Origin of the sequence: Paraburkholderia phymatum, from assembly GCF_040965635.1 — a bacterium.
Lineage (GTDB): Bacteria > Pseudomonadota > Gammaproteobacteria > Burkholderiales > Burkholderiaceae > Paraburkholderia > Paraburkholderia phymatum_B.
Map to the genome: position 1 here is coordinate 1 of NZ_JBFRCH010000049.1, position 19,474 is coordinate 19,474.

14 protein-coding genes and 1 pseudogene are annotated in these 19,474 nt (G+C 59.9%); 6 read left to right on the plus strand and 9 right to left on the minus strand.

Features of this window, described 5'->3' with window-relative positions; genetic code table 11:
• Positions 1-1,647 precede the first annotated feature (1,647 nt).
• A complete protein-coding gene (locus tag AB4Y32_RS37195) occupies positions 1,648-2,091 on the plus strand; it encodes an SET domain-containing protein (protein WP_368726061.1) in 444 nt (147 codons plus the stop codon).
• A 1,144-nt stretch (positions 2,092-3,235) separates the two neighbouring features.
• On the opposite strand, the gene AB4Y32_RS37200 is transcribed toward AB4Y32_RS37195, so the two are convergent.
• Genes AB4Y32_RS37200 through manD form a run of 5 tightly spaced genes read right to left on the minus strand, consistent with a single transcriptional unit; the run spans position 3,236 to position 9,176 of the window.
• Entirely contained in the window at positions 3,236-4,081 is an 846-nt protein-coding gene (locus AB4Y32_RS37200) for a GntR family transcriptional regulator (protein ID WP_368726062.1), read from the minus strand.
• 30 nt (positions 4,082-4,111) lie between these two features.
• Positions 4,112-5,410 carry an MFS transporter gene (locus AB4Y32_RS37205; protein ID WP_368726063.1) on the minus strand — a complete coding sequence of 433 codons (1,299 nt, stop codon included), beginning with the start codon at positions 5,408-5,410 and terminating at the stop codon, positions 4,112-4,114.
• 58 nt (positions 5,411-5,468) lie between these two features.
• Positions 5,469-6,506, minus strand: a complete 1,038-nt coding sequence (locus tag AB4Y32_RS37210) for an L-idonate 5-dehydrogenase (protein ID WP_368726064.1) — start codon at positions 6,504-6,506, stop codon at positions 5,469-5,471.
• 51 nt (positions 6,507-6,557) lie between these two features.
• On the minus strand, positions 6,558-7,928 hold the full coding sequence (locus tag AB4Y32_RS37215) for an MFS transporter (protein ID WP_368726065.1): 1,371 nt from the start codon (positions 7,926-7,928) through the stop codon (positions 6,558-6,560).
• Between the two features lie 39 nt (positions 7,929-7,967).
• Complete coding sequence (gene manD, locus AB4Y32_RS37220; protein ID WP_368726066.1) at positions 7,968-9,176, minus strand: D-mannonate dehydratase ManD; 1,209 nt, start codon at positions 9,174-9,176, stop codon at positions 7,968-7,970.
• Between the two features lie 94 nt (positions 9,177-9,270).
• Between manD and AB4Y32_RS37225 the strand changes: the two genes are divergently transcribed.
• A complete protein-coding gene (locus AB4Y32_RS37225) occupies positions 9,271-10,740 on the plus strand; it encodes a mannitol dehydrogenase family protein (protein WP_368726067.1) in 1,470 nt (489 codons plus the stop codon).
• Between the two features lie 631 nt (positions 10,741-11,371).
• On the opposite strand, the pseudogene AB4Y32_RS37230 reads toward AB4Y32_RS37225, so the two are convergent.
• Positions 11,372-11,680 (minus strand): annotated as a pseudogene (locus AB4Y32_RS37230) (ArsR/SmtB family transcription factor); the annotation flags it as partial.
• A 3-nt stretch (positions 11,681-11,683) separates the two neighbouring features.
• Positions 11,684-13,537 carry a biosynthetic-type acetolactate synthase large subunit gene (ilvB, locus tag AB4Y32_RS37235; RefSeq protein ID WP_368726068.1) on the minus strand — a complete coding sequence of 618 codons (1,854 nt, stop codon included), beginning with the start codon at positions 13,535-13,537 and terminating at the stop codon, positions 11,684-11,686.
• 308 nt (positions 13,538-13,845) lie between these two features.
• Between ilvB and AB4Y32_RS37240 the strand changes: the two genes are divergently transcribed.
• Positions 13,846-14,841, plus strand: coding sequence for a GlxA family transcriptional regulator (locus tag AB4Y32_RS37240; RefSeq protein ID WP_368726069.1), 996 nt, complete (start codon positions 13,846-13,848; stop codon positions 14,839-14,841).
• Positions 14,838-15,407, plus strand: coding sequence for a G/U mismatch-specific DNA glycosylase (gene mug / locus AB4Y32_RS37245; RefSeq protein ID WP_368726070.1), 570 nt, complete (start codon positions 14,838-14,840; stop codon positions 15,405-15,407). Before AB4Y32_RS37240 ends, mug begins: the two co-directional genes overlap by 4 nt.
• Here the strand turns inward: mug and AB4Y32_RS37250 are convergent.
• A complete protein-coding gene (locus AB4Y32_RS37250; protein WP_368726071.1) occupies positions 15,313-16,269 on the minus strand; it encodes a LysR family transcriptional regulator in 957 nt (318 codons plus the stop codon). The two genes, mug and AB4Y32_RS37250, sit on opposite strands and share 95 nt — an antisense overlap.
• A gap of 267 nt (positions 16,270-16,536) precedes the next feature.
• Here AB4Y32_RS37250 and AB4Y32_RS37255 point away from each other — a divergent pair, with 267 nt between their 5' ends.
• Positions 16,537-17,211, plus strand: coding sequence for an antibiotic biosynthesis monooxygenase (locus AB4Y32_RS37255; protein ID WP_368726072.1), 675 nt, complete (start codon positions 16,537-16,539; stop codon positions 17,209-17,211).
• 52 nt (positions 17,212-17,263) lie between these two features.
• On the opposite strand, the gene AB4Y32_RS37260 is transcribed toward AB4Y32_RS37255, so the two are convergent.
• Positions 17,264-17,464 (minus strand): hypothetical protein, encoded by a 201-nt coding sequence (locus AB4Y32_RS37260; RefSeq protein ID WP_090868327.1) that lies wholly within the window; start codon positions 17,462-17,464, stop codon positions 17,264-17,266.
• Positions 17,465-17,846: 382 nt separating this feature from the next.
• Here AB4Y32_RS37260 and AB4Y32_RS37265 point away from each other — a divergent pair, with 382 nt between their 5' ends.
• Complete coding sequence (locus tag AB4Y32_RS37265; protein WP_368726073.1) at positions 17,847-19,472, plus strand: MFS transporter; 1,626 nt, start codon at positions 17,847-17,849, stop codon at positions 19,470-19,472.
• The last annotated feature ends 2 nt before the right edge of the window (positions 19,473-19,474 follow it).

Consider the following 19,474-nt stretch of genomic DNA (forward strand, 5'->3'; position numbering starts at 1 on the left):
AATCCCGCGCATTGATCGACCGCCATCGCCAGTGTCAGTTGCTTCATCGTTTTTGGTTTTACCGTCGCATGTCCACGCTATAACGCATGACAGCCATGAGTGGTGGACTTGATCAGCATTGCCTTAATACAAGATACAAGAATGTAGGTGTCCCCGAGCCAGTCACGGCAAGATCGATCAATGTCGCTCCGACCGATTAACATACGTTAGGTATCCTTATTTACACCGGCACTTTTCCCGGCGTCGATGAATTGGCACGTCATCACGCCCCAGACTTTTTTCGCGCGGGGACAGGCCGAGAAAAGCGCTTGCCTCAAGGGCTATGAAACGTCAGGGCGTCGCAACCGCATATTCCCCGGTGACTTCGGGGCTGCATGGCACATCAGATGAGACATCAGTGTGCGCCGCAGAACTCCTTTTCAATGCGCCGAATAGGCGCCGGTTTTCGATGCTTACCGCTGAGATCGCGTGCCAGTACCCGGCCGTTTACGTCAGCGCAGCGCCGGGCACACCAGATCAGGAGCCTATTCCGAGAACTTTTTGCCGCAATTTCTTCAGTCCGGCAGCGGTCCGGCGCGGACAGGGGATCGTCCTGCGACACCATAGCACTGCCTTCTGGCAGCAAATACGGACCACGCCCATGCTGAGTCTGTAGCACACCCATTGCTGATTTTGCGGAATGTCATGCTGGAAGCGCACTATGCAAGCGCGCCGGTCGATCAGGCGTTCGCGTCTTCGCGCAGGTCGATTCCCGCGCGGCGTCGTTGCTCGAGGTCCAGGGCGTACGTGAGTCGGGCAATGCCGGTGGAGCAAATCTGACATGCACCGTGGAAGCAAGAACCGCAGTTCTTCTCGCGCGCTTGAAACCGCAATGCGACTCGCCCGGCGTGGAACGCATGGGCGACTTCGGATCTCACGCGCTCGCGCCCGGGGCTTAACGAGCGACTGGTAATATGGATGACCGGTGCACGACTACGTGCCGGGTCCGTTTTCGGCGGCAACAATCGACTGTCACAGGCATGTGCGCAATCAGGTTTTCGGAAAACGCGCGTCTGGCGGCGCCTCCTGCAGAAACTGCTCTACCAGCAAGGCGAAGCCAATCGTGTCGTCGACTCGATTTTCTTAACGGCTAGCGCGCGGCCCTCCGATTACAGCGGCGACCGCCGCAGCTGCCGCCCTCCTCGCGTCAAGCGCTGGGTTGTCGGGTTCCGTGAATCTGTGCGGCCGCCAGATACGTTCCAGACGCTGACCAGAGACCGGCCAGTGAGCCTTGTGACGTGTTCTTATTTAGCCACAGGCCACAAGACCTGCAGCGATACTGGACGTAACGCGCTATTGGCTTTTGCGGCGTGCCAAATACGCCACTTCCTGCCACTGAAGATCTTCGTGACGAAGGAATTCAGACGGCTTCCCAACCAGCGTTTCGCAAGCAAGACACGCTTTCATGGTGTCCTCCTTTTGGACGCTACCAGGCACCGCGCTTCCTTGCTGACTGACTTTTGGCGAAGCCTGGGCGTTCTCGCGAACGCCAGACGGTTAGTTGCATGCGAAACGGCACGCCTTGTTGAATACGGGCGATAGCAGCGATATGCTTCGCAGAACCGGAATCACGATCACTGACACCCTGCTGGCGGGAAACGACTCACAATGCGACTGAAACGCATCACAGCACGACGCTCATCCGTACATGGCAAGGGGCTCTTTGCGCTGCAGCCGATCGCCGCCGGCGAGCGGCTCATCGAGTACAAGGGTGAAGTGACCAGCTGGCAGCGCGCCGCCGCGCGTCAGCGGTCCGAGGCCGGCCACACGTTTGTGTTTGGTCTGTCTGACGGGCGCGTGATTGACGGCAGCCGCGGTGGAAACAGCGCCCGCTTCCTGAACCACGCATGTCCACCGAACTGCGAGGCGATCGAGACGGGCGATCGCGTGTTCATTCATGCGCTAACCGACATCGCGCCCGGCCATGAGCTGTTCATCGACTACGCACTGGTGATCGACGGCGAACTCAACGACCAGGTCAGAGAACAGTACGCGTGCCGGTGCGGCACTGCCGGGTGCCGGCAGTCGATGCTCGGGGCGGCAGGCAACTGAGACATCTGGCCAACGCGTTTTTACCCGCCCGCATATCATTCCGCTTTTGCTGACATTGTTTTCGGCCACGCGCGACTCACACTCTCACCATCCTTTGCCGCCGCGTTGACACCGGTGCGGATGCGACACCATAGCGAATGGTTGTTCCCGGGAAGACCGGATGCCTCTTTGCAGACCCACAACTGCCATTCGCCACCGTGCCCCAGCAAGGGGACCGCTTACCAGGCGAATCGGCCATTTGTCGGTGCCCGTCGGACGATGTGTGGTGGGCGTGGGTTCACTTATTGATGCGGTACGTGGGAGTCCGATAGTAATTCCCATCATCAACTCCCGTGCGCGCGAGCCTTGCCGTTTGCCAGATCTTCGAGCGGACGGATCTAGTCTGACCGATTAATGATCAACGACAAGACGATACTCTCCGGAATACAGGGGAGAAGATGAGCGCGATTCAAATGTCGTTTTTCTTATTTGTAACCGGCTAGGCTGACGGCTGACCGGCGCCTGCTCCGCTCAAGCTCGATGGCCTTCTCGATAGAGTCGCTGTGCTTCGATATCCACTCTCGTGCCCACTGAATCGCGTCGCGCTCGGCCGCTTGTTTCGTTGGGCATTCCCGCAATACCGCAAAGGCCGCTTTCGGGATTGCACGCAGCTTTCGATAGTCTTCCTTTCGGGAGAAGCGAGCCGACGCTGTTCATCCATCCCCGGATAAGCGCTCCGTGACACACTCGACAAAGTAAATCACCGACCAAATACATTGGCAACCCCTATCGATGTCAGCTTTACTAAGCGTATGCCGTGCCGTGACGTTCGGCGAACTGCGTTATCAAACCGGGGGGCATCGCTGCATGTATAGAAATCCCCGACACGGTGGAATCTTCGAGGACATGCCCGCTATCGATCGATGGTGAGCCGAGTGAACAACAACACGACGACGAGCACGACTGTCTAAAGATGCCGACCCCGGAAGATCAGCCCTACCGGCGATTGCTCTTCTTCGGCCACCAAATTTTTGATGCGCTCGTATGAGCATCGAAACCGCGCCGGCCAAATTGCAATCTCGAAGTTTAAGGCCCGCGCTGCACAGGACCCCGTGCCATCGATCGCAATAAAAGGAGCAATCCGTTCCCGCGGAGCAAAAAAGCGCTAGAGCATCAGCCTCACCGCCTCTGGCTCGTCTGGCTCGAACCAGTCTGGATTCAGTCGCGCCACCGGCCCGAGCGACACCAGAATCTCTCGCAGATGCGCACGCATCGCGTTTTCCGCGGCGTCGGGATCGTGCGCCTTGAGCCCGCTCACGATCAGCGCATGCTGCTTGATCAGCAGATCCAGCGGCGACACTTCATGCAGGCTCAGATAGCGCACGCGGTCCATCTGCGCCTTGATGTCCTGGATCGTCTCCCACGCGGCAACGCAATCGATGGACTGAGCGATCAGAAAGTGAAACTGCTCGTCGCAGGCGAGAAACGCGGCCGTGTCGTTGAGCCTGGCGGCTGCCTTCTGCTCGCGCAGATTCGCGGCAAGCTCCGCCAGTTGAGCATCGGTGATGGCGTCGGCGGCCTTGCGCACGACGGCAGCCTCGATCGCCTCGCGAATGAAACGCCCCTCGCGTACCTTGCGCGGGGAAATCCGCTTCACGAATGTGCCGCGCTGAGGCAACACCTGCAGCACGCCGGCCTCGACGAGCTTGATGAATGCTTCCCGTACGGGTTGACGGGACACCTTAAACATCTCGGACACCTCTTTCTCCGAAAGCGGTGTGCCGGGCGCGAGCAGGCCGGTAAAAATCGCCTCACGCAACGAGCGGAAGATCTGCTTGCCGATCGGCTCGTGCGATTCGACGGACAAACCCGCCAGCGCGCCGCGCAGCGGCGTTTTCTGCTCGCCGGACACCACGCGTGCGCGACTCGCGGCAGGTGGTGCAGCGGTCAGCGCGGCAGTTCCTTTCTCGCTCCGCGACGCGGCCTTCGGGCTTGCAATTTTCGTGTCCATACCGGGTTATCGAAGACTAATTTACCCAAGCTACCATACTAGTTTACGCTCTGCCGGCTCTTTTTGCGACCTGGGCTCGCGGATGAAAACGAGCGCACACAGCGCGCCGATCACGGCAATCGCCCCCGCCAGCACAAACGCGCTGCCGTAAGCGCCGTGCGTCGCCTGCACGATGAAGCCGGTGACAGCCGGTCCAATCACGCCTGCGAGATTGGCGAGCAAATGCACGAACCCGCCGACGCCGCCCACGTTCTCACGGCGCACCGTGTCCTGGATCACCGCCCAGTAGACGGAGCCCGTGACATACAGGAAGAAGATCGACACCGACATCAGCGCCACCGCGCCCTGCATGCTCTGCACGCGCCCTGCGAACCCGACGCACACGGCGGCCGCACCGAGACAAACCGACAGCACGATCCGGCGCGACAACAAGGGCTTGCCAGTCAGACGCAGGATGAAATCGGTGATGAAACCGCCTGCCGCGAGCCCGATACTGCCGAGCACCCACGGGATTACCGTAGCAATGCTCATGTCGTGCAGCGACAGATGATGGGCTTCCGTCAGATAGGTCGGAAACCACGACAGGAAAAAGAACAGCACGTAGTTGTAGGAGAAGAACGCGAGCGCGGTCGCCAGAATGACCGGTTGCTTCAGGTAGAAGCCGAGTCCCGTCTTCTTGCCGGCAGGCGCATGTTCCATCGACGAAGCCTGCTGCTGGCCCGAGACGATCAGATCGAGTTCGGCCGGCTTCACACGACGGTTCTGCTGCGGATGCTCGGTCGTGGTCATCGACCAGAGCACGAGCCACGCGAGGCCGAACACCATGATCGCGACGAACGCCCAGCGCCAGCCGAACTGGATCGCCATATAGCCGACGACGGGGCCCGCGAGCGCGCCGCCGAGCGGCGTACCCGAGCTGATGACGCCGATCGCGCTCGCCACTTCGCGGCGTGGAAACCAGTTGTTCACCATCTTGCTGTTCGACGAACTGAACGGCCCTTCGCCCATGCCGAACAACACGCGCAGCACGATCAGGGAAACGATACCGCTCGCGAGCGCCGTCGCGCCGCAGAAGATCGACCAGACGCCCATCGCGCCGCCGAACACTTTCTTCGCACCGAATTTGTCGGAAGCCACGCCGCCGATGAAATTGAACAACGCATAGCCGATGAAGAAGCTGCTGAACACGATGCCCATCTGCGCATGCGAGAAGTTCAGGTCTTTCTGGATCAGCGGCGCGGCAATCGAGAGCGCCGCGCGATCGAGGTAATTGATGACGCCCGCGAGAAACAGCAGGCCGACGACGAACCATCGCTGGCTCTTGATCATGGTGTGTGTCTCCAGTACTCCGCCTCTTTGTGTGTCCGGGCGGTTCATGTGGAAAGGGTTAGTCGAAGTGCAGATGAACCTTCATCGACTGGGTGCGGTCATGCGCGACTTCGAAAGCGCGGTTGGCTTCTTCGAGCGAGAATACGTGCGTCATCAGCGGGCGCAGATCGATCTTCTGCGTGCCGAGTTCTTCGGCAGCGACGGCGTATTCGTCGGTGAAGCGGAACGAACCCTGATACCGAAGCTCTTTCGACATCACGAGATTCGCCGCCACGGGCGATTGCCCCGCCGGCAGATTGCCGACCTGAATGACCGTGCCGCCCGCGCGCGCGGCGCGTAATGCCGTATCGAGCCCAGCCGTACTGCCCGACGCTTCCAGCACCACATCAAAAGCGCCGCGCTGCTGCGCCCATTGATCGATGCGTGCGTGATCGGTGGCGAGCACGGTTTCGTCGGCGCCGAGTGTCGTCGCCATCTGCAACGCTTTCTCCGCGAGATCGAGCGCAACGATCCGGTGCGCCCCCGCACGCTTCGCCACCGCTAGCAGAATGCAACCGATCGGTCCACAACCCACCAGCAGCACCTTCGCTCCGACGAGCGACCCGGCGAGACGCAGCGCATGCAGCGCCACCGCGAGCGGCTCGGCCATCGAGGCCTGCGCGAAATCGAGTCCGTCCGGCACGGGCACGCACTGATGCGCACTCACCGCAATGAACTGGCGGAACATGCCTTGCATATGTGGAAACGTCGATGCGCTGCCCATGAAGCGCATGTTCAGGCAATGATTCGGCATGCCCTTGACGCAGTACCTGCAGGTGCCGCAGTTGAGTCCGGGATTCACGGCAACACGTTGCCCGACGGCAAGGCCGCTCACGCCTTCGCCGAGCACCGCGACTTCACCCGCGACTTCATGGCCCAGCACGAACGGTTCGCGCACCGCAAAGTCGCCACTCTTTCCCTTGAAGTAGTACGAGAGGTCCGAGCCGCAGATGCCGCCGGCACGCACGCGAATCTGGACCTGACCGGCTTGCGGATGAGGCGCATCGAGTTCGTCGATGAGGAGTTTCTTCGGTTCGTGAAGAACGGCTGCAAACATGGTCGTGGTCCTGTATCGAGGTGTTGCCGTACCGGCGTGCTCAGTGATGCGCTAGTGGCGCGCAGCGAATGCGGCGGAAGCGCGCGGTTCGCGCGAGGCCGCTTCGCGTTGCGGCGCGCCCCAGTCATGGAGATCGCCGCCGCGTCGCGCGGGAGCGGTTTCGGGCAGAAGGAAAATGCAGACGGCCGAGATGATTCCGAGCAGCGCCACATAGATGACAAGCCCGATCGAATTGCCGTGCGTCGCCTGAATCAGCTTGACCGCGACGAGTCCCAGCACACCGCTGCCGATCAGCGATCCGATCTGCCAGATGAGCGCAATGCCGCTGCATCGAACGCGCGCGGGAAACAGCTCGGGGAAAAGCGACGCCTGAGGCGCATAGCACAGGCTGTGACCAACCGAGATCGCGAGAATCATCGCCGCCTGAATTGCGAGGCGGTTGCCACTGTCGACTGCATGAAACAACGGTACGACGAGCAGCACTTGCAGCACCGCGCCCGCGATGAAAGTCGTGCACCGGCCAATGCGGTCCGATAGCGCGCCCGCCATCGGAATCGCGAGCAGTTCAAGTACCACGGCGACGATAATCGTCTGCAGCAGCAGGCTTTCGCTGATGTCGTGCGCACGTCCGTAGGCGAGCACGATCATCGTGTACATCGCGAAGGTGCACGCCTCGATCAGCTTTGCGCCGACGCCTTTCACGATAGTCGGTCCGAACTGTTTGACCACCTCGACGACCGGCCGCGACTCGACTGCCCTGGTCTCGCGGATGCTGGCGAAAATCGGCGATTCTTCCGTGCGCAGCCGGATATACAGGCCCACCACGACCAGCACGATGCTGCCCAGAAACGGCAGGCGCCAGCCCCAGTCCATCAGTTGCGCATGCGTGAGCGTTGCGCTCAGCAACGCGAAGAGACCGGACGGAATCAGAAAGCCTGCCGGCGCGCCGAGCTGCACGAGACTCGCAAAAAAGCCGCGTTCGCGGGGTGGCGCATACTCCGCCGTCAGCAGCACCGCGCCCGCCTGTTCGCCGCCGACGCCGAAACCCTGCAGCACGCGAATCAGGATCAGCGAGGCAGGCGCCCAGATGCCGATCTGCGAATAGTCGGGCAACAGGCCGATCACGAACGTCCCAAGCCCGACAATCAGGATCGTGACGATCAGCGCCTTCTTGCGTCCGATGCGATCGCCGAAATGCCCGAACACGATGCCACCAAGCGGCCGCGCCACGAAGCCCACGGCATACGTTGCGAATGCCGCGAGCGTGCCGATCAGCGGATCGCTCGACGGGAAGAACTTCGCGCCGAACACGAGCACCGCGGCCGTGCCGTACACGAAGAAATCGTAGTACTCGGCGGCGGTGCCGATTGTTGATGCAGCCGCCACGCGCCGCAACATCGCACCGGTTTTCTTGTCTGCCATGCCTGTCTCCTGGCCGTCGTTCTATCTATCGATGGGGGCTTACCAGTTCCACAGCGTGCCGTCTTCGAGCCGCGCAACGGGCAGATACGCCGGTTCGTAGGGATAGCGCGCGGCCACTTCCTCATCGATATCGACGCCATGACCCGGCGCCTCGCCCGGATGCATCATGCCGCGATCGAAGGTCCACGCATGCGGGAACACGTCGAGCGCTTCCTTCGGGAAACCCATGTATTCCTGCACGCCGAAATTGGGCACCCACAGGTCGAAGTGGAGCGCCGCGCCCATGCAGACGGGCGACAGATCCGACGGGCCGTGACAGCCCGTGCGCACCTGATAAAGTGAAGCGAAGTCGGCGATGCGCTTCAGGTGTGTGATGCCACCTGCGTGCGTCAACGTCGAGCGGATGTAGTCGATCAACTGCTCTTCGATCAGTTGCTTGCAGTCCCAGATGCTGTTGAACACCTCACCGACTGCAATCGGCGTGACCGTGTGTTCGCGGATCAGACGGAAGCCCGCCTGGTTTTCAGCGGGCGTCGGGTCTTCCATCCAGAAGAGCCGATAAGGTTCGACGGATTTGCCCAGGCGCGCTGCTTCGATGGGCGTGAGACGGTGATGCACGTCGTGCAGCAGGTGGGTATTGAAGCCAAACTTGTCGCGCACGGCTTCGAAGAGCTTCGGCACGAAGTCCAGATACTTTTCCGATGACCAGCTTTGCTCCTCGACGGCACCTTTGGTCGCGGGCTCATACATGCCGGGGCCCTTCGAGACGCCATAGACCGAAGGCATGTTCGGCACGCCGCACTGGATGCGGATCGCCTTGTAGCCGGCTTCAATGTGCTCTTCATAGCGGTCGAGCGCCTCGGGAATATCACACCCGGTCGCGTGGCCGTACACCATCACGCCTTCACGCGACGCACCGCCCAGCAGGCGGTACAGCGGCAGGTTCGCCACTTTGCCGAGAATGTCCCACAGCGCCATGTCGACAGCGGCGATTGCGGTCATCGTTACCGGGCCGCGGCGCCAGTACGCGCCCTTGTAGAGAAATTGCCAGATATCTTCGATGCGTCCAGGATCGCGTCCGATGAGCAACGGGCAGACATGATCCTTGAGATACGACGCCACCGCGAGTTCGCGGCCATTCAACGTGGCATCGCCGATGCCGTGGACGCCCTCGTCCGTCACCACCTTGAGCGTGACGAAGTTGCGGCCGGGACACGTGACGATCACGTCGGCGCGGACGATTTTCATCGGGATTTCCTTGAGTCGCATTCGATGGAACCGATGCTACCATACAAGTATATTTAATCGCCAACAACGGGTTTTCCTGCGCTTCGGACCAGACATGACCGACAGACCATCGCTTTGCCGTAGTGCCCTCGACTCATTGAACGATCATGTGCTCGGGCCGGCATGGCGCGATCCGCGCATCGGCATCGTCCATCTGGGGATTGGTAACTTTCATCGTGCGCACGAGGGCGTTTATACGGAGGAAGCGATGCTCGCGGCAGGCGGCGACTGGGGCATCTGCGGCGTGACGTTGCAGGGCGACGTGGGCAAGCGCGACGCGTTGATGGCGCAGGACGGCTTGTATAGTGTGGTGGAACGCGGACCCGAAGGCGTGCGCGTCACGGTGATTCGCGCGCTCAAGGAAGTGCTCGCAATGCCACACGATCGCGCGCGCCTATTCGAATTGCTCGCCGATGAAAACGTGCGGATCGTCTCGCTGACGGTCACAGAGAAAGGCTACTGCCGCGATACGCGAACGGGCGATGTGGACCTGAGCCACGAAGGAATCGCGCACGATCTGGCGCATCCTGACAATCCGTCGACTGTACCTGGCATTCTCACCGCCGCGCTCGGGCAAAGACGCGACGCCGGCACGCCGCCTTTCACCGTGCTGTCATGCGACAACCTCTCGCACAACGGCGCCGCACTGAAGCAGGCGGTCGCGTCGTACGCACGCGTACTCGACGAGGAACTCGCCGACTGGATTGACTCACATGTCGCGTTTCCGTCGACGATGGTGGACCGCATCGTGCCCTCGACCACCGATGCGGAACGCGACGCCGCGCTGAGCGCATTGAATTTTCACGACGCCGTGCCCGTGCCGTGCGAGCCGTTTCGCCAATGGGTGATCGAGGATCGCTTTCCGGCAGGACGTCCCGCGTGGGAGCAAGTCGGCGCGCAACTCGTCGACGACGTGATGCCGTTCGAAGTCGCCAAGCTGCGCATGCTCAACGGGACGCATTCGACGCTCGCGTATCTCTCGATGCTCGCTGGCTTCTCGACGATCGATGAAGCAATCGGCCATCCACCTCTGAGAGCACTGGTCCACGCGATGATGACGGACGAAATCGCGCCGACGCTCGACGTCCCGCCCTCGTTCGATGTGCTCGCCTATCGAGATGCGCTGCTCGCACGCTACGCAAACACGGCGCTCAAGCATCGCACTGCGCAGATTGCGATGGATGGCAGTCAGAAGATCCCCCCTCGGCTGCTGGCGACGATCGAGGCGCGTATGAACGCGGGACAATCGATCGAACGGTTGACACTGGCCGTTGCAGCGTGGCTCGTGTTCCTGCGCGGGCACGCTGACGATGGCACGCGCTATGAAATCAACGACCCGATGGCTGCGCGCCTGAGTGCAGATGTCCCCACCGAACCGGAACAACTCGTCGAAACCATGCTGTCGGTCAAGGAGGTGTTCCCGCCTGAGCTGGCGAACCACGACGCTTTCCGGCGACAGCTGGTGCAGGCTGTCCGGCTCGTCCAGCACGGGGCACTACAAGCCATTGCGATTGAGCGCAGCTAACGTGGCGTGGCCTCTTTCGCTAGTCAACGGCGCACGGCCATCCATCAGCGACGGAGATATCGTTCCACGCCGCGAAGGTCGTCCGGAGATTGTTGACTTGCAGGGTGTAAAGATTCCGTCGGGAACCCGACGTTCGACTGCCCGTCCACACGGACCGGTAACAAAGCGCTTCTGGCCCGAATCCGGGCGCACAGCGAACGAACCAAACCGACCCGTTGCAGACAATCGGCCGCAGCAAGTTTTATGGCCGCTTGCCGATGCAAAGCAGCCACCGGGACATCCAGTCACCACTTGTCCCGCGACTTATCAGAGAATTGTTCGCTTCTCGACCGCTCTTGCAATGAACACGCGACACGACGTGGCATCTGCGGAACAAGATGGTTTGACCTTGAACTCGCGATTGATGTTGCAGCCAGCCCCGGTTCAGGCGGCACACACGCTATCGTCCCATCACGGGTCGTCTGTTTTCAAGTCATCATGCCATGTCGTAGTTCCAACGGCGGCAGTCGCCGCAACGCCTGGTTATCGCCCGTCTTCACGCGCTCGCGGGAGGCTTACCCAGCGAGCAAACACCAGGAGCAGTCAAGTCTGCTTCACGACCTGCCAATGCGTTCGCGCTCGCTGAGCGGGCTATGTCGCCGTGCAGCCATCCGGCAAACGCATGAATCGCGGTTTCGTTTCGCGAAAAAATAATCCACTGCCCCACGCGTTTAGCGTTGACGAGGCCCGCTCGTTCCAGCTGCGACAGATGCCCCGATACCGTGGACTGTGACAGTCCGCTTTTCGAGTGAATCATTCCTGCCGACACGCCGCGCAATGGCGCGTACTCCGCGTCCAGAAAGTGGCTGGCAGGATCGGCCAGCCATTGCAGCACCTTTCGCCGGAACGGATGAGCCAGCGCGCGGACCATCGCATCGAAATCGTTCATCGCGTGAATCATCCTCTAGAACATATCCGCAGCTTCCTGAGTCCGCTTCGTGCTTCCGCCTGGACGGGAAGGGATAAACGATCCCGTGATCATGTCCGCGTAGGTCTGCCCCGGGCCCACCATCGGAAACACGTCGGCGTTCTCGTCGATCATCACTTCGAGAAACGCTGGTCCGTCGAATTCCAGAAACGCCTTCAATTGCCCTGCGAGTTCGTCTTTCGCATCGACGCGACATGCAAATTCGAATCCGTCCGCCTTTGCCGCCATCACAAAGTTCTTCCGATGCAGCGCCTTATCGCTGACGACCAGCCGCCCTTCGTAGAAGAGGCGCTGCCATTGGCGGATCATCCCGTCGCCGAGATTGTTGAGCAACAGCACCTTGACGGCGACGCGATATGTCGTTGCTGTCTCCAGTTCGCCGACGTTCATACGGATGCTGCCATCGCCGTCGATATCGATCACGAGCGCGTCCGGTCGTGCCAGTTGCGCGCCGATTGCTGCTGGCAGCCCAAAACCCATTGTCCCCATGCTGCCTGACGTGAGAAGGCTCCGAGGCTCGACGAAGTCAAAAAACTGCGCAGCCCACATCTGATGCTGACCGACGCCCGTGCAAACGATCGCGCGTCCACCCGTCAGTTCGCTGAGCTTTTCGATCACGAATTGCGGCTGGATTTTCGGGCTTGCCCTGTCGTAGTTCATCCCATGGGTCTGTTTCAGGTCTATAACATGAGCCTGCCAGGCGGAAGGAGGCAGATCACAGGGTCCGTATTCCAAGAGCGACCGCAGCGCATTTTTCGCGTCGCCCACATGCGACCAATGCGCCCGTTTAACCTTGCTGATCTCGGCTTCGTCAATATCGATGTGCGCAACGTAACGCGCGCCCGGCGCAAACTGCTCGGGACGGCCGCCGGCGACACGATCGTCGAAACGCGCACCAACGGCGATCAGGAAGTCGCAATCCTGCACGGCATAGTTTGCACACGCGGTGCCGTGCATGCCAAGCATGCCGAGGTGCAACTCGTCAGTCGCGGGTATCGCGCCGAGGCCCATCAGTGTCGTGACGATGGGTATTCCGTAGCGCTCGGAAAACTGCCTCAGTTCAGCTGCTGCACCTGACGCAATCACACCGCCGCCCACATACAGCAGCGGACGCCGGCTCCGTTCAAGAAGAGCGAAGAATGCGCTGCGCTTCTCCGTATCGAGGCTTGCGCCCTTCGCGACCATTCGAAGCCGGTCGGAATAGCCGCGAAACTTCAGCGTGCCTTGTCCTTTGTAAGTGCCTTTCCAGTTCTGGATGTCTTTTGGCACATCGACCACCACAGGACCTGGGCGACCCGTGCGGGCGATCTCGAACGCGCTGCGTAAGGTCTGTTCGAGCTTTTCCGGATCGGTGACCAGAAACACCTGCTTGGCACACGCCGACATGATGTTGAAGACGGGCGCTTCCTGAAACGCGTCGCTGCCAATCGCCGCGCGCGGCACCTGACCGCATATCAGCACGACCGGAATCGAATCGCCATTGCAATCGGCAATTGGCGTGAGTGCATTGGTCGCGCCCGGTCCCGACGTCACCGTAAACACGCCAACCTTTCCGCTGGCACGCGCATAGCCTGCGGCCATGAATCCTGCCGCCTGCTCGTTGGCTGGCACGACCAGCCTGATCTGGCGTTCCGGGTTTCCCTCGTGCATTTCGTTGAAGCGAAACACGGCATCGTAGGTCGGCAGGTTTGCACCGCCGCTATATCCGAAGATGGTGTCGACGCCCTGCTCGCTCAGTACGCGAAGGATGATGTCAGCGCCGGATATCGTTTCGTCGCTGTTCTCAGGTTCAAGCTGCGGTGTCGATGCAGCAGGTGCGTTTTGTGCCATAGCCGGCCTTCGTCAAGATGATTCCGTTTTCGGTCGGAGGCGCATGGTTCATCCCAGGCGCGTCCATACGACAAAAGTCTATTGGGCGGACCAGCAAGCGGGAACAACGACGTAGCACGTTCATAGGCCAAACGATGCGCGATTCGGGCCATCGCAGTGGCATATCGGAGGCTCGCGATACCGGCACAAATGCGCCCAATATTTGCACGTCATGCCACAGTTGCAGTACTGTACTTGCGCTATGCTGATCGGCTGCACGCGCTCGGGATTGACGAGGGCTGTTGCTTACAATCGATCAAGGTCATGAGATGAAAGTCGCCATTGTTCTCTTTGATGGTGTGCAAGCCCTGGATGTCGCGGGTCCGCTGGATGTGTTTGCCGAGGCCAATGCGTCGCTCGCCGCGCACCAGTGCTACGAGGTATCCCTCGTCGGATTTCAGCGGGGTACGGTGACCTGCTCGAACGGAATGCAACTCGCCGTGCCTTTCGCCTATGACGACGTCGACACCCAGTACGATCTGTTGCTGATCGCGGGTGGTCCGCGCTTGCCCGACTTTCAGCCGCCAGCCGAATTTCTCGCCTGGCTAAAACATCAGGCAAACGGGGCATCCCGCTTCGGCTCCGTGTGCAATGGTGCATTTGTGCTCGCGCATGCCGGGCTGCTCGATAACAGAGAAGTCACCACGCACTGGGAAGACGCCCCTCGCCTGGCCGACGCCTTTCCGCAAGTCTGCGTGCAATCCGACCGCATTTTCATTCGCGATGGCCGATTGTTCACGTCGGCGGGCGTGACGGCAGGTATTGACCTGTGCCTGTCGCTCGTTACGGAAGACTGGGGACACGAACTCGCCGTACGCGTAGCAAAGCGGTTAGTTGTTTATATCCAGCGCGAAGGCGGCCAATCGCAGTACAGCCCCTATATCGGCGTGCGCAAGGATGATGATCCGATCATCGGCAAGGTACATCGCTACGTGGTCGACCACATCACCGACGTTCTTTCGATCGAACAACTTGCCAGCGCAGTGTCAGTCAGCCGGCGTACCTTCTCGCGGCTGTTCGCGAAGTATGCGAAGGTAACGCCGTCGGCATTCGTCGAACAGGTGCGAGTGGATACTGCACGAAAGCTGCTCGAAGAATCGGATGCACCGCTCAAGACCGTCGCATTCAACTGCGGATTTCATAGCGCGACGCACATGCGGACCACATTCGCACGACGCCTTAACGTCACGCCGAAACAGTATCGTCTGCGGTTTCGCGGCGATGCGGGCGAAACCCAACTGGCGCTCGACGCGTTGGCAGAATGAAGCCGATCAGTTCCTCGGAATCGCATCGAGGTCTTCCTGACATTCTGGAAGCCGGTTTATCGACGGTGTTTTGCGGGATCAATCCAGGTCTTCGTGCGGCGGCGACGGGCCATCACTTCGCAGGCCGAGGCAACCGGTTCTGGCGCGTGCTTCATCTGGCAGGCTTTACACCTGAAGTCCTATCTCCCGACAATGACCGCATGCTGCTGCGATACGGCTGCGGTCTGACGGCGGCGGTCGGGCGTCCAACAGCGCGAGCCGATGAGTTGTCGCGATCGGAGATCAGAGAAGCGGCAGCCGGATTCGAGAAAAAGATCGAACGCCATGTGCCGCGCTACGTCGCGTTCCTCGGCAAATTGGCAATAGCGCAAATGAGCGGATCGCGTGATATTCAATGGGGACTTCAAACGGCAGCATTCGGTGGCGCGCTAGTCTGGGTGCTACCGAATCCCAGCGGATTGAATCGCACCTTCAGTCTTGATGCACTGGTTGACGCTTATCGGGAGCTTTATGTTGCCGCGTTTCGGGAAACTGAAGCTGCGCGTTCCTGCGCAACGTCTCCGTGACGAACTCGACGAACGAACGCACCTTGATACTCTTGCCGCGCCGCTCGACGTGCAGCAGATTAACAGGAATCGATTGCGGCTCGAAGGGCGTCAATACAGGCTGAAGTTTTCCGCTTAACACTTCAGGCGCCGCCTGATACGAAAGCAATTGCGTGATGCCCACGCGATCAACAGCAGCCATCACGGCAGCGGGCGCCAGATCGACAATCATCCGTGGGCGCAGCCGCACAGCCAGTCTCGAACCGTTTTCGCAATACATCCACTCCAGCGGATGAGTCACGCCCGTGTAGGACACGCAGTGATGCCCGGCGAGATCTTTCGGATGCAGAGGCTCACCCCACGCGTCGAGATAACCCGGCGCCGCATAGCTTCGACGACGCACGAAGCCGAGCGGAACAGCGAAGATCGAAGAATCGCCAAGGAGGCCAATACGTATCGCTATATCGACACCTTCGTCAATTAGCCGCGTCGGCCTGTCGACATACACGACATTCACGTTGACGTCCGGGTATAGGTTCGCATAGGCGTTGACCAGCGGCGCGACAAAGCGCTGACCAAAAAGAACCGGTGCAGAAACCGTCAACGTGCCGACAGGCTTGCTTTGATCGGCGAAGATATTCGCCTCTGCGTTGGCGATTGTACCCAGCGCGTTGCGGCAGGCATCAAGGTAAATCATACCCGCATCGGTCGGACGGATGGAGCGTGTCGTGCGCGATATCAGTTGCACACCGACACGCGCTTCCAGCGAGTTCAGCGCACGCGAGACGGCAGGCGCCGACATGCCGAGCCTCTCCGACGCGGCCGTTAAGCTGCCACGATCAACGATGGCGACGAACACCTCCATCTCACGATATTTGTCCATCTCGATTCCTGACTTGCGACTTCTGCTGAGGTCTGATTCTACGAGTCCTTCTCGCGCTGCGTTCCGGCTTTCTTTCGATTGACCGATGAAACATGTCATCTGGCCTGAACTGACTCAATCGATACGACCCGCTCGCGGTGTGGCTCAAATCGAATACTGAATGGCCCAAGATGTTATTCCCACATGCTTCCGTAAGTCGGCGGCATCTTCGACAATAAAATTCCCACCGGGTGGCAGTGCCCACTCTAACTGTCGAAAGGATTTGCCATGTTCTCCGCGATGCTTGAAGTTAATCCGATTCCCGAACAGTTCGATGCCTATCTCGGCATGGCGAAAATGCTGCGTCCAGAACTGGAGAAAATCGATGGCTTCATCGATAACAATCGCTACGCAAGTCTCACGCGCGACGGCTGGCTCCTGTCACTTTCCAGTTGGCGCGATGAAAAGTCGCTGATTCGCTGGCGCATCGAATCGAAACACTTCAAGGTTCAACAGGCCGCCCGCGATCGCGTGTTTGCAGACTACCGGCTGCGTATCGGCCAGACGGTTGCGGATACCCACGTTCCCGCAGGCTACGCGCTGACTGAACAACGCCTCGACGAAACGGAAACGGGCGCCGGCAAGGCGGTCATGTTGATCGACGCTCAACGCCCGGCGGACTGGATGAAGCAATCGGGCGCGGAGGCCGTCGCGAAGTCGCTCAGTCTTGACCTGACGGCTTCCGGTCTGATCGCGTGGGATGTATTCGATGCGTTGTTGGCGCCGGGCGATGTGATCGCCGCAGTTACGTGGCGCGACCTCGCTGCCGCTCAGGCGTTCGCGCAGAACATGACGGTACCCGAGGGTGCACGTCTGCGGCATATTCGTGTGATCCGCGAGTACGGCATGTACGATCGCCGGGAAGCGCCGCAACACTTTGCCGCGGCACAGCGTAATGCGTAAAGCTGCGGCCGGTTTCAACTGCTATGGCAAGAAACCGGTCGCATTCATCGACCTATCCCTCGATAATCCTGACGCTATAGTCTTCGTCCTGAAACGCGACGAAGAACTCCTCCGGCATCAGCCACGAATCGACACTAACACTATTCGCGTCGATATCGATATCGACCTTCGCATCGACATCGACACTCTTCATCGCACGTTCGATTCTGGATATGTCGTCAGAACCGATCGCTTCACTCACTGAGAATTTCATCGCCATCTCCATCCAATAACAGTTCAATTCACTCGACTGGCAGGCACTCCAAACGCGCCGTCGCTGGAACTGATTCTATCTACGAGCTTGTCGAATGACGACGCGTACCGAGCAACAATCTTTTTCAAATCTGGATGATTTACCCCGTGTAATAAGACCTTTTCCATGCGCTTAATCAAAACCATGAAAGTTCCGGCAATGGCCAGATTCCTGAATGAATTGGCCTGAAACGATTCGTCCATCGACTTCAAGAAAGACGGCGTCGCTCCTAGAATCCATCACATCATCACGCGGTAAAGAAACCGCAAAAGTCCGGGTCAAGCAGATACGTCATTACCCGGATTTGATGCATTGTTGAGGACTATTAGCCGGGTGCGATTTTATGAAGACGACTGTCGATTCCCTGACGATTGAATTGGTCGCGACGGTTGAGCCGGTCGCGCCATTAGCGCCCGCGCCTGCTGCACAAACGCCAGCACCACAGGCGCAAGCGCAGCCAGCGTTTTCGCTGCGCCTGGCCGTCGGTCTGATCGGGATGCTGCTCGCGTCGCTACTCGCGATACTGAATGAGCAGGTCACTGCGCAAGCAATGAACGACATTCGTGGCGCGCTATCGATCGCGCATGACGACGGCAGCTGGGCGACCGCGCTTTTCGAAGCGACCAACGTGGCAACGATGGCTTTCGCGCCGTGGTTCGGCATAACATTCACGTTGAAGCGCTTCACGCTCGGCGCGCTCATCGCCTCCATGCTGTTCGGCTTTCTGTGTCCGCTGTCGCCTGATCTGCCTGCGTTCTATCTGCTGCGCGTATTGCAGGGCATCGCCGGAGGATGTATTCCTCCGATGCTGATCATCGTGGCGCTGCGTTATCTGCCACCGAAGATCAAGCTCTATGGGCTCGCAGGCTATGCGCTCACTGCGACCTTCGGCCCTTCGGTGGGAACCCCGCTCACCGCGCTGTGGACCGAGTACGTGAGCTGGAAAATGGCCTTCTGGCAGATCGTGCCGCTTGGCGTGATCAGCGGCATCGCAATCCAGTTCGGCCTTCCACAAGACCCGCTCAAGCTCGAACGATTCGGATCGTTCGACTGGTTCGGTCTGTTGACCGGTTTGCCCGCCATCGCGATGCTGGTAACCGGTCTGCTGCAAGGCGATCGCCTCGACTGGCTGAATTCCTCGTTCATCTGCGTGATGCTCGGTGGCGGCGCCATGTTGTTCGCGTTGTTTCTGATCAACGAGTGGTATCACCCGGTACCGTTTTTCAAGCTGCAGATGCTGTCGCGCAGGAATTTTTCGCACGGTCTTTCGACACTTGTCGGCGCCGTTGTGTTGCTCGTTGGTGTGGCCGCGATTCCAGGTCAATTTCTCGCACGAGTGCACGATTACCGGCCGCTTCAAACGACGCCTCTGTCTCTGCTGGTCGCCCTTCCGCTGCTCGTCACGCTGCCGCTGACGGCTGCGTTGCTGAATCTTCGCCGTGTGGATTCGCGCTGGGTGATGGGGCTCGGACTACTGATGATCGGACTCACCTGCTTCCTTGGCAGCTTTATGACGTCGGAGTGGATCCGCGACAACTTCTACTGGTTGCAATCATTGCAGATCGTCGCGCAACCGATGGTGATACTCGCGATCCTGATGGGTGTGACCACCGGCTTGCCGCCCACCGATGGCCCCTTCGCTTCCGCGATGTTCAACTCGCTCAGAGGCTTCGCGGGCGTCGTGGCAACCGCGCTGATCGAGGGTTTCGGCACCGCGCGCGAACATTTTCATTCGAGCATGCTGGTCGATCATCTCGGCAACAACGCGTTGATCACCACTCAGAGCTTCGACGCGGCGCGCGGATATGGCGGGCTTGCGCAACGCATCCATGAACAGGCCGTGGTGCTCACCTCTGCCGACCTTTATCGCGTGATGGCCTGCATCGCCATCGCCGTGCTTCTTCTCATTCCTGTGCTACCGGTACGCATCTATCCGCCGTGGAGCACAACGCCGCCCACCCCTCGCTAATG